The sequence below is a fragment of the Chitinophaga rhizosphaerae genome (assembly GCF_003958645.1).
Taxonomy (GTDB): domain Bacteria; phylum Bacteroidota; class Bacteroidia; order Chitinophagales; family Chitinophagaceae; genus Chitinophaga; species Chitinophaga rhizosphaerae.
Genome location: NZ_RXLO01000005.1, coordinates 355,701 through 367,760, shown reverse-complemented (window position 1 = coordinate 367,760; position 12,060 = coordinate 355,701). Strand labels below are relative to the sequence as shown.

Here is a 12,060-nt window from a genome sequence, read left to right as displayed (position 1 = left end):
GGAACTGTTAATCTGTTATGAACGATTTACGGATATGCTTGGTAGCGGAATCATTAACGACTCTGGCTTTCCTCATTTCCATATGCCGCAAGTAGGAACTCCGTTGGGCATCGTCCAGTATTTCAAAAATCCGCTTTTCGCGTTCCTGGTATACTTCCTGCATATATCTTTTCCTGGCTCCTGCTGAATTATTGACCATGTGAATACGAGACATCTGGCTGTAGAATTGTTGCAGCACAGTACCCAGCAAAACTGCCTGATTATCGTTAAGGCTGAGCCCCACCTTCATCGCATTTACTTCATTCTCCGCTCTTTTCTTCATGATGACGGACGATGAGTCCTGCGCCCTTAGCACGACCGTAGACGCCATTACTAAATAAACATGCAGTAAGACCGCTGAAAATATTTTATACATAAAACTTCGACTTTATTATTGATTAGCCAATTGATATCCGGCACCTGCATTTACTTTAAAGTTGTAGCGCAGGCCTGCCGGATCGTAATTGTAAAATCCGTTTTGCCAAATCGGAACGTTGTACTCAACCGGATTGCTTTGATATCCGCAATTATAGTTGGATCCAGTGTATGTGCCCGAGGGGTTGCCATATTGATCTACCTGCTGTTTCTCATAGTTTACAGCAATTGATGTAACCGGATTCAAGGGCGTAGTGCCAGTTACTTCGCCCCAGAGGTTAATAGCAACATCTGCATACGTTTCATTGAACGTAGTATACATGTTCTCATAGGAAATATTTGCATACGCCGTCACCGGACATTCCTCGGAAGGCCCGTAATTTATCCAGCGCACCTGGTTGTACGTGGCGCTATTGGGGTTTGAATCAATCTGCTTATACTCGATTTCACCCGTATTTATGCCGCTGGAATTTGTGGCACAACGTTTCTCCGTCGTAAGTTCCCAAACGGGATTATTGTGAATGGGGATCCGGTATTGATATTCGAAATGTTTTACTATGTTTTTGTTCTGATCTCTGATGGTTGTCAACCTGGATAGTCCGTCGTATTCATAGTAGGTGACGATATCCCTTTCGGAGCACTCCGATATCAAACCTATCTTATGGTCGTAAGTGTAGGTTGTCATGAAAGCGTTTTGCGGATAGATACGGACCTCGTCGATCTTTGTGCCGTCGGTAATAGTAAGAGGCCCAGTGTAGTTTTTCTCCGCAAATATCCAGGCGGTCCCGTTCCAGTACCAGTATGTTAACCGGTAAGGACGGTTGGTTGCAGGCAGCGCAAAAGCAATCGCCAAATCCCCGGTATAGCTTTTGTTTCCTGTTTTTGCGGCGCCATCCGCCGTTCCGGCAGGTCCCTCAAAACTGTCATACCAGGCTTCAGCAGGCGAAGCATTCACTATCTTTGCTATCGGATAAAGATTATTGTACCCCCAGAGATAGCTGACAGGCAAATCGTTGGCCTTGGATTCACTCAGGAGATTCCCATACATGTCGTACCCAGAAAACTTCGCCTGAAGTTGCTGACTGTTCGAACCAATTTTTGAGAAAATCTCTTCGGGGAGATTGACTCTTTGCGCACCATCCCATATTTTATAATGAACAAGCGAACTATTGTTGAAAACCCCGTTTACCCTAGTTTCCTCATAAACAGGCGAAGCAACTTCATTTCTGTTTACCATGTTGTCCATCGCCGACTGCGCATTCACCGGCAGTGGGGAAATAGCATGAATAGCGGTTTTATCAAAGGCATATTTCTTCAATCTGAGTATTTTCTCTCCTTTGCTGTTCGTTGTTTCCGAACTGGTCTGAAAAGGATATACGGCATTGTCATAGAAAATATCCGTTTTTGTCTCTACAAATTTCGCAGGATCAGCCTGGTCATAGGATTTCAGGATACGCTGTGATGGCAATTTTACAACGTTGGCCATGTACCGGAACTTGCTGTACAGCCAGAAATCCCAGTCACGTGGGCTTCCGGGATTGTAAGTAATATTATAGTTATTACCGTTCACGTAGCTGACAACCGGCATATACGCGATACCTCCGGTCGGGTAATACAGCCTGTATTTGTAAGCCTCTTCAGCCAACAGCTTATTATTTACATCGTAGGTCTTCTTTCCCAGGAGCAATCCCCGATTCCAGTCATAGTTCATACTTGGAAAAAAGGGGTAACCCCAACGGCCGAAGTTCATGCCAACTACATCGGCATTCGTGGGATAGGCGGTTGGCGACGTATACGCCAACCCACCGTCGCACCCGGACGATCCGCCATAATCAGTAAGACTATAGCCCTGTACATACTTCACTTCCGGTGTTTCAAACAGGCCGTCACAATATCCGTCCGTGAGCGGGTCGCATTGTCCAGAAGTAGGCTTGTCGTCGAACTGCATAGCTACCGCCGGCACGGAGAATGTCCTTATGTTATAACCATTTCCAACGATCTCCTCCTTTATCTCCGTATAACCCACATTAACACCCACGTCCATACCCAGTGTAGATTTCGCCTGGTCCATCTTTACAGTGAAATACCTGAAATAATCCTCGCTCAATCTTGAAAACATGGCCGGCCAGACATCGCCTTTATACCGGCGTGAATAATAACCACATGAATTCTCCGTCGCAGCAAAAAAAGGCAGGCTCAACAACAGGCCGGAACTTTTAGTTGGATCGGACGACTTGCGATATGTATATATCTTGGTAACATCATCCGGACAATCATCACAATTCTTTATCGTCATTTTCTTTAAACGCAATCCCCCACCCGTACGGTTAATCGTATTAAAGAAAAAATCATTCGATTCAAGTTCAAAACTGGTGGAACCACCCGTCGGGTACTTTATCTTCTTGAGCGACAGCCCCAAAGAGGTAAATGTGTTGGCACTCCGCATCTCGCCATCCAGTTGATACTCCGGAGTTGACATGTTATAAAGCTTAAAAACCGAAATCCGGGTGGAACCGTCCGAATTAGGATACACATATAATCCCGGAAATGGATACTCTCCTGTATTCTCGGCAAAATAGCCCCAAAAATCCTGCTGATAAGAATGACGGTTCGGAAAGGGAAAATCTTCCATATAACTGAATTCATGTGGCGCTCTCGCTATACCGCCAGACACCTCCCTGATACTATTCAGGCGAAGGCGCTTATGGGTGTTTCCACCGTTATCATGTGTCATAACACCCCAGGCAGTAGGTGGTGTAGCTGGACTATAAAAATAGGATTGATTAAATTCTATTTTCTTCCGGAATGCCCATGTACCATCTACCTTGGCATACACTTCAATTGCGGTTAGTGCCTTTGAATTGAATAAATCATCCCTGTTCATGTCTGCTATAAACTCCAGCTTCTCATACTTTGATTCTATCCTCACTAACCGGTTCGCCCATGTAGATGTTTCACTATCATTCACCATATCGTAATCCTTGTCATGGTAGTCTCGCCCGATAAGAACGCGGTTTACAGTTACCACCCTTTCCTTTTCATAGGTGAACTGTATTTTTTCCCCAAATGCGGTAATGATCTGACTTAAGTACCATGATGAAAAGAAACGGTATACTTCCATCGGGTCTGTGTACGGCGGCCAGCCGACTACGCAGTTGCTGGGAAGTGATCCCCCGGTAATGCGATAGGAAGCAGTATCCTCCGTGCCGAAGATATACTGGTTCCCTTCCTCATCCACTATTTTGAATTCCCTGATTCCAAGGGAATTTAAACTATTATCGGGGTAGGTAGATATAACGTCCAGCATATAACTGGATTGAAAGTTCCTGTAGGGAACGAACTTCATGTTTTTATCCGTCCCCATAAGAAATTTCCCCACTTTGCCTGCAAAATTGTAGTAAAAGTAATCCGGTTCGGTATCATACATGTTTTTGTGAAACCCTTCCACACAATCATGCACAGGATTTAGATTGTCGTCGAAAGTATAGTAGGAACCGGCTCTTTTGGATAACTGGGACGCAATCTGCATTTCAGACTTACCAGCGGTTGTGAAGCTTTCCGCCTGCTCGGAACCGCCAATCAGGTATCCCCTGTTCTTACCTCGATTGCGCAATCTCCAAATATCGTCCGGCCATTTGTTCACACTTCTGGTGATAACTCCTCCCGCATTTAAACTCCAACCTAATCCTACCCAGCTTGCCACCTCCCTTACCTTTATTCCGCTTGCATTGTAGCTGAGGCTCACCGGCAAGGTGAAACCATTCAGCTTTACTTCGTATAATGGGATATTGATTGATGGGATGCCGGAATATCCTTCGGTTGGGTATTCCGCGTACGCTCCCAAACTAGATGCATTGGGAGAAGGAGGCACGACCGTTCTTATCTTTTGATAATCTGCAACGGATTGGGCATACGAACTGAACCAGCATATGGCCACCGGCAGCACAGTTAACAAAAATCTGATTCGCATAACTAAGGCTTGTGATACCAACAGAGCAGACCCCGACAAAACGGCACTGGTTTCAAAGTAGATTTCCGAAGGAAAAAAGGCAACAATTCCAATGGTCCATAGAGAACAGGGATCTATTTCAACAGGTATAATTTTACTGCAAAGAATAACATATTTCTTCTATTCAACAAATTCATCACAAAAACTTAACATTGGAACGTTCCCATTCCACTTCGATAAACAAAAAAGCCACCCCGAAGGTGGCTTTCTGTTCATTCCGACAAGTCATTAAGCCGGGGAGACACTTAACCCCGGGCCTCCTGCCCTGTCTGCCGATCGGCCTGAGCCGCCAGACCGGCTGGCTATTGTCTGCTCTTTCAACGTTTGTGCGTTAAGGTTTGTCCGACCGGATCGCTTCCCCGATCACCTGCCCGATGTTGCCGCTCGGCACCTGGATGTTGAGGAGGGCGGCGATCGTGGGCGCGATGTCCGTCATGCTTATTGTCCGGAAGCTTCGGCCGCCGCTGTTGATGCCCCAGCCCAGCCATACGAGCGGGATGTGCGCGTCGTACGGGTACCAGAGACCATGCGTGGCGCCTTTTCGGCTGCCGTTCTTCACGCCGGCATTCATGATGATGACGATATCGCCGCCGCGCTTGCGGTTGTAGCCGTTTTGCAGCATGGTTTGCAGCGGTTCGTGGAGACCGGCGGTACCGATTTCCGGGAGCCAAACGGCATCGGCGATCTCCGGCACTTCGCGGAGACGGCGGATGATGAAGTCCGATACGGCTTTCATGTCGGCGTTCTTCGCCGCGAAAGCAGGCCGGTCCAGGTACAGCTGATCTGCCGCCGTGGCCATGATGGCGTTTTTCACACCGTATATCTTTTCCAGTTCGGTATTGAGTGATGCGATGATGCCTTTCCCGTCCAGCGTGCCCGTAGGCAAGCAATGTTCTTCCAGATAGCCGGGGGAATGAGACACGCCGTGGTCGGCCGTGATGAAATACAACCAGTTCCCTTTTCCGAAACGGCCGTCGAGATAAGAGAAGAAACCGGCCAGTTCTTTATCGAGCCGGAGGTATACATCTTCCGTTTCGATGGAATTGGGGCCGAATTGATGGCCCACCGCATCGGGCGAGGAAAAGCTCACGGCCAGGAAATCCGTCGCCTTGCCGCTTCCCAGCCCATACCCCTCTATCGCCGCTTTGGCGAACTCGAACGTGAGCGTATTGCCGAAAGGCGTGGAACGGATGGAACCGCTTTCCATCCCGGCGAACCGATGCGGGAATACCGGCGCGGGCTCATGTTTGAAGTTGTTCTCGTAGTCCTTGTCGTCTGCTTCACTGAGATGATAGGTGGAAATAGGATAGAGCGTTTCCCATCCTTTGGCCAGCAACGCCTGCGGACGCCGCGCCGCATTGTATTTCTTCGCCCAGCCGGGCAGTTCCTGCATGTAATACGTGCTTGAGATCCAGTTGCCGGAACTGCCGTCGTACCAGAAAGCCGCGTTGGCCGCGTGTCCTGCCGGGAGGATGGATCCCCTGTCCTTCAGCGCCACGCCTACCACTTTGCTTTCGTAATTCGTGGCCATGCGCAACTCGTCGGTCACCGTGGTGGTGAGCATGTTGCGGGGAGACATGCCGCCTTTTGTCGCTGAAATCCCGACCGGCACCACCGAGCTGTCTTCCGTGCAATACACGCCCCTGCTCTTTTCGCGGCTGAACCAGTCGTTGTCCATGATCCCATGCACGGCGGGCACGCTGCCGGTGTACACGGAGGTATGTCCGCAGGCGGTAACGGTCGGTGCATAATTGATATAAGTCTGTTCGCACCGGAACCCTTCGCGCAGGAGCCTTTTAAACCCGCCCTGGCTATAGCGCTCGGCGTACCGGTACAGGAAGTCCCAGCGCATCTGGTCTACCATCATCCCCACCACGATCTTTGGCCGGGGAGCCTTCTGCGCCTGTGCCTGCACGGCCGGAGCGGTTAAAAGTGCCACGGCCATCAGCGGCAGGGCGCGGCGGAAATAAGTTTGTATCATGGTTTCGTCGGTTTTGCATTTATTCGATCACTTTCAGAAAGCGCGCCATCCAGTACGGCAGCAGGTATTCATCGCCCGCGAGTTCGGACCTGCCGCCATTGCCGCCGTCGAGATTGAAGGCGTTGGCATTGTGGCGGTGGAGCGGTTGTTCATCGAGCGGGATGAGCGTTTCGGTGGTTTGGCCGCGGAAGTTGTCGGGCAGGAAGGTCAGGTCTTTGCGGTGCGAATTTTTGATCTTCCAGCTGATCATATCCATGGGGAAAGTGCGCAGCCACCAGATCGTGGCTTCTTCGTCGAAATCGCCGATGAGCCCTTTGGCGATGAGGTTCCACACCGCGTTCTTCTCCGGCCGTTCTATTTCCCAGTGGTTGCGGATGGCGCCGGCGTACTGGCGCTTCAGGTCGTCGTTGTACGCATAGCGGTACAGCACCCAGTACGACAGGAATGCCATTTCATCGTCCGAATGGTTCCAGGGGCCGGTGCCCATATCGATGCCATCGTGGAAATACCCTTTGGTGGGCGCGATCTTCCGGTAATCGATCTGGATATTCTGCAAATAGTGATGTTTGTTGAGCAATTTCATCCCTTCGGTCCTGTATTTCTCCTTACCCGTCAATGCATACGCCAGTTGCAGCCCGGCGATGATGGTAGTGCTGCCGAGGCGGCGGTCGCCGATGGTTTCGGGATACCAGTTGATGTATTCCGGGTTCCAGCGGCCCCAGAGGGTGGGTTTGTTATCGATGTCTACCAGATACCATTTATTGTCGATGATATGCGTCATGATCTTGTCCATAAAATCGGCGACGCGTTTTTTTTCATCGACCGTTTCTGCGACCATTTCGTTCAGCACCGCGGCGATCCAGATGTAAGCTACGAATTCGTCTGAACTGGTGTGCCCTTTCCATTCCCATTCCGGGTCGGGCGATTCGCGCCAGCGCTCGGGATCGGAGTTCTTATAGCCTTTCCGCTCGAAAGTGCGGCTGGGGAAACCTTTGAGCGGGTTGATCGACAATATCCTTTCGAATGCCTCGAACGCCTCCCATGCAAAGCGTTTGGCTTCCGGCTCCCGGGTGGTAGCGTACCGGAAGGCCTGGCTGCCGAGATAGAAGCTGGTCCAGAGACCGTCGTTGTCCGTATCGGCCATTTCGGCGGTGCGGACGTCGCCCGGGGTGAGGAGATGGATGTTCGCGATGAAACCGTAACGGATATGCCGGGTGCGGATTTTCCGCTGGAAGTAGTCCGTCTTTTCCGCGAGCGACTGCCTTTTGAAGGAGATCCTGTTGAGCCCGGAGGGCGTGAGGATCCAGATATTGCCGTCTTTATCGGCCGCCATATCTTTCACCACATCCTGGTCCAGCCAGCGCCCGGAGGCAAAGTAACGGTATCCCCCCGAACCGTTCTCCGTATAGGCGCCTTCGTTGGTCCCCGCCCAGATTTTCCCGCCGGCTACCATTAGGCGGCCTACAGACGGCACCGGTACTTTACGCTGCAGCGTCATGGCCGTATCGCCGTTCTCGCGGCGGATGGCGTAATATCCCGCGGGCGTTCCCAACAAAATATCGTTTCCGCGGAAAGCCACGGTGCGCACGTCTCTCCCGGCATGCAAACGTTGCAGCTCCTTACCGGCCACGCGGTACAGCGCTTTCGGCGTCAGTACGTAGAAGATGCCGTCGTTGACGAACAATTCGCTTACGCCTTCTTCGGGCGCATGGAGCATTTGTATGTTTTTCCCTTCGGCAATGGCCAGTTTCCCTTTCCCGGAAAGCAATGCATTACCGGCGGCGTTCACGACCGCGCGATCGTAAGTGCCAGCCGGGAACGTCACGTAGGGGACGCCGGCGTAGCCGTTGGTAATGAGTTTATCGTTGAGCAGGTAGTAGAGGTGGCCATGGGTTTCCTGGGCGGTCACGTCTACCGGGATTTTATCTGCCAGCGGCCGGAAGCGCACATCGCGCACCACATCATTTTCCGTGAAGTAATACAAACCCTCTTGGGCGAGCACGTGTACGTTGTTATTGTAATCCGTCACCAGTTTGAGGGGATGAATGCCTTTGGGCAGCGGGTATTTGCCGGATACGGCCTGCAAGAAAGGCTCATCTGGCCCCGAAGCCCATGCGGGTGCGGAAATTACCAACAGGCAAAATAGGATTCTATACATTTTGGTTGCTTTTTTATCGTTTGATGAGCCACACCTCGGCCACGCGGGAATGCTGCCGCCAGTTGAGGTGTTCTTCGTCGATGGCGTCCCAGGTTAATAAGAGACTGCCGGTTTTCGTCAGTTCCTGCGGAACGGGGAATTCCTTGATCTCCCCGATCCCTTTTCCATATACGGTGGCTTTCAGCCGCTGGCCGTTGGCACGAACGAGGCTTTCGCCATACCCGGTAATCCGCACGGCATATTGCGCCGTGGAATCGAGCCGGTCGTACCGCATGGCCGTGGGCCAGCGCATGCTCGCCATCCAGGACAGCCGTTTGCGGCTCATCCCTCCGTCCCACCAGTCGAAGCCCGGATTATCGCTCCGGCGCATGAGGGGGTCGGTGTTGAGGTCTTCTCCCCGTACAACGTGCGGGCTTTTTCCCACATGCCCCACGTCGTCATAAAAACTCCCCGGCCCGGGGTGCTCCCAACGGGCGATGGTGTCTATGGCCAGGCGCTGTTCCGCCGGGGGCAGTTGCCGGATGCGTTTGAATTCGTCTTCGAGCCACCAGCGGCTGTTGAGCGGGCGGTCCACAAAATCCAGCACAGCACCGCGTTCCGGCCCGGAAGCCTTGTATTTCTTCACGCTCGTTTGCAACGCCACCGAGCGGAAAAGCGCCTCGCACAATTCCACGATCTTGCTCCGCCAGGCCGGCATCACGCAGGAATCAGCCCGGGAAAGTATGCTTTCGGCTTCGCCCATCGCCTGCGGACCGGCCAGCAAAGCCTTGCAGGCCGCAGTTTCCAGTTTACTTTCCCGGATCTGGCGAAGCCGGGTATATGCATCGTAATAAGCACGCAACAGCATCATCTGCCAGCGCCAGTCTCCTTTCAGCGCAGGCGCCGCAGCTTCCAGGCCTTGCCAGTGGCTCAGCGCCGCGGCGATGCCCCCATTTTCCACGATAGGGCCCACCCAATTCCGTTCCAGCGCCAGGATGCCGTCTGCCGCCGCATCGCGGACGTCCGCCCCCCAGAAAAAGGAAGCGTACTGGCGGACGGTCTCGCGCGGATCGGCGTTGGCGTCCCAGCCCAGCTGGTTCCAGACCATTTTGTTCAGATCGTCGTGCGCCCCGTCGGAATAACCGATGAAGCCGTCGATGTAGGGCTCGATGGCGCGGTACGCCATGGAATAATAGTATGGTTGCGGGTTCACGGGCTCCCGGCCCAGGGTGAACGCGAAAGCGGGATCGAACCAGGCCACGGGGAAATCGGCCCGTACGGTATGCGTGATGTCCGGATAATGGCGCAATTTGTACTGCGCCGGTATGGACGAACGGGTATCTTCCGGCGAAGGGCTCCCCGGCCCTACGACCAACCCCGCCAGCCATTCGGGCTTTTTATCGCGGATGTAGTCGTACACGAATTTGCACTGCGCCGGCCCGAAGCCTTGCAGCGACAACCAAATCTTCGCTTTCGGATGGAATTTTTTCAGGGGAACGGACAGTTCTTCCAACAGCGGGATCACCAGCTCCGGCGGATTATTGCCGGGATCGCCCCCGGGAAAGAAAACCGCGTCGAGGCGGGGACTTTCACGGAAGAGCGTGTCGAACTGGCGGAGGAAGTGATCCCGTTTGGCCAGGTCGTTCAAATCGAAAGTAGCCGGCGTCCACACCCAGTAATCGGCGTCATAACGCTGGCAGATTTCCGACATCCTGCGCGTCATCTCCCGCGACGGAACGGTGAAATGCGGGGAAGCCGGCATGAAAGGAATGGCTTCGATGCTGTTGGCACCGAAAATGATTTGTTCGCGGATGTAGCGGTCATATTGCGCCGGCGACCATCCGTCGTAAGAATTCGCCAGGTTGCGGTAACCGATCTGGTGCCCTCGGATGGCTTTTTGCGGCGCGGCTTCCACATCCACCGAAACCGGCATTGTCACCGATCCTTTCCGCATCTCCATCAACCGCAACAATCGTCCTGCCCCGTAGAGCAAACCTCTTTGCGGCGATCCCGAGATCCGGAGCACCCTTCTCCCGTTCCGCTGCCCCGAATGGATGGCGAAAGCCTCTGCGGCCATCGGTCCCTCTTCCATCACCACTGCATCTCCTACAGCAGGCAAAGTGGCCACCAGCGGCCACCGTAGCCCCGTTCTCCGGAAAACTTCTTCCTGCAAAACGGTGCCGGCGATGTGGCCTGGCCTGCAAACGATCGATACCTGCCTCCACAGTCCACCCGGCGTATTACGGATAGCCAGGCAGACGTGCGGAAACAGTAAGAGGGTCAAAAGGATTCGTCTCATGGTTTCTTTACATTCTTCAGCAAATTCGGCCGGCCGGGCTGTTTGATCAGTTCAAAGGCGTCGTGCACCTCGCCGTCTACCGTATAAGCAGTGTAACGTATGGCTTTGTCATCCACGCGGATGATCTGGTAAAATTGTTCGTGCGATCCCGTAACCGCCATCCAGGGAGCGGGGTCGAGCTCGTACATCTTCGGCCCGCTCACGGAAACGGCGTACACGGGGCCCTGGTTGCCGTCGCGGCCACGGGCGTAGGTATGGTCGTGCCCGGTAAGCACGAGGTCTACCTTATACTTGTCCAGCAAAGGTTTGATGTACTGGCGGATGAACTTGTTGTCGCGGGTCTTTTTCGTGGAAAGTACCGGGTGATGAAAGGTCACGATCGTCCATCGCTGCTTGTTTTCCTGCAGTACTTTTTCCAGCCAGTCGCGCTGCAAATGCAGCAGCCTTTCGTTGATCTCGATCTCCTGCGAATTGAGGGAAATGAACCTTGCGCCCTGCACATCGGTGTAGTAGCAGGTTTCCTCCAGTCCGGCGGGCCCGTTTTCCGGCAAGGCGAACTGCGGCCGCCAGAACACGGATATCTGACCGCTGTCTTTCGGGTAATGGTATTCGTGGTTCCCGGGCGACATAAGCCCGGGAACGGACGCATGGATGAAACTTCCCGCTTCGAACCACTGCTGCCATTCGTCGTAATTGTTGCCGCGGTTGACGAGGTCGCCCGCATGGATGATGAGCCTGGCGTCCGGTGCGGCCGACCATGCTTTGCGGATCGCGCGCGACCACAGGGAGCGGAGGTTGTTTTGCGCGTCTCCCAGGTAAATAAAGGAAAACGGCTGGCCGGGGAGGCCGGCGGTGCGGAACTGGAACCATTCGCTCCAGTCGTTGCCCTTCCCTACCCTGTACGCATATTCGGTGTTGGGCTGCAGGTCGTTGAACACGACGGAGTGGTACCGCGCGGCGATCGTATCTGAAATTACGCTGCCTGTGGCGGCCGGTACGCGGATGGCTTTGGCCGTGAACGCGGGATCGGGCGATGCCGGAGCGATCTCGGCGTAGCTGGAGTCCGTAGCTGCGTTCGTGCGCCAGTTCACGGCGGCGGAGCGGGAGGGATCGGCGGTTACGTTCAGTACGATGTTATCCGGCCGGGCCTGCTGCGCTTTGGCTGCTGGTAAGAAAAAGCAGGTGGCGAGGAGCCACCTGCCTGCATAGTGTATGTTCAT

Annotated in this window: 6 protein-coding genes; all 6 read right to left on the bottom strand. The window is 53.3% G+C overall.

Going from position 1 to position 12,060, the window contains the following annotated elements; all coding sequences use genetic code 11:
• Positions 1-7 precede the first annotated feature (7 nt).
• The 6 genes from EJ361_RS14450 to EJ361_RS14425 all read right to left on the bottom strand — a co-directional run bounded on the left by EJ361_RS14450 (position 8) and on the right by EJ361_RS14425 (position 12,060).
• Positions 8-322: a hypothetical protein gene (locus tag EJ361_RS14450; RefSeq protein WP_164714242.1), complete on the bottom strand. Its 315-nt coding sequence runs from the start codon at positions 320-322 to the stop codon at positions 8-10.
• A gap of 108 nt (positions 323-430) precedes the next feature.
• Positions 431-4,384 (bottom strand): hypothetical protein, encoded by a 3,954-nt coding sequence (locus EJ361_RS14445; protein WP_126246336.1) that lies wholly within the window; start codon positions 4,382-4,384, stop codon positions 431-433.
• A gap of 370 nt (positions 4,385-4,754) precedes the next feature.
• Positions 4,755-6,404 carry an alkaline phosphatase PafA gene (gene pafA, locus EJ361_RS14440; protein WP_126246335.1) on the bottom strand — a complete coding sequence of 550 codons (1,650 nt, stop codon included), beginning with the start codon at positions 6,402-6,404 and terminating at the stop codon, positions 4,755-4,757.
• Between the two features lie 19 nt (positions 6,405-6,423).
• Positions 6,424-8,562: a hypothetical protein gene (locus EJ361_RS14435; RefSeq protein WP_126246334.1), complete on the bottom strand. Its 2,139-nt coding sequence runs from the start codon at positions 8,560-8,562 to the stop codon at positions 6,424-6,426.
• A gap of 13 nt (positions 8,563-8,575) precedes the next feature.
• Positions 8,576-10,840 carry a beta-N-acetylhexosaminidase family protein gene (locus tag EJ361_RS14430; RefSeq protein WP_126246333.1) on the bottom strand — a complete coding sequence of 755 codons (2,265 nt, stop codon included), beginning with the start codon at positions 10,838-10,840 and terminating at the stop codon, positions 8,576-8,578.
• Complete coding sequence (locus tag EJ361_RS14425; protein ID WP_126246332.1) at positions 10,837-12,060, bottom strand: purple acid phosphatase family protein; 1,224 nt, start codon at positions 12,058-12,060, stop codon at positions 10,837-10,839. The genes EJ361_RS14430 and EJ361_RS14425 overlap by 4 nt, the downstream gene beginning before the upstream one ends.

Coding starts and splice junctions, on each gene's coding strand:
- EJ361_RS14450 (WP_164714242.1), bottom strand. CDS start 322: ATGAAGAAAAGAGCGGAGAATGAAGTAAATGCGATGAAGGTGGGGCTC.
- EJ361_RS14445 (WP_126246336.1), bottom strand. CDS start 4,384: ATGCGAATCAGATTTTTGTTAACTGTGCTGCCGGTGGCCATATGCTGG.
- pafA (WP_126246335.1), bottom strand. CDS start 6,404: ATGATACAAACTTATTTCCGCCGCGCCCTGCCGCTGATGGCCGTGGCA.
- EJ361_RS14435 (WP_126246334.1), bottom strand. CDS start 8,562: ATGTATAGAATCCTATTTTGCCTGTTGGTAATTTCCGCACCCGCATGG.
- EJ361_RS14430 (WP_126246333.1), bottom strand. CDS start 10,840: ATGAGACGAATCCTTTTGACCCTCTTACTGTTTCCGCACGTCTGCCTG.
- EJ361_RS14425 (WP_126246332.1), bottom strand. CDS start 12,060: ATGAACATACACTATGCAGGCAGGTGGCTCCTCGCCACCTGCTTTTTC.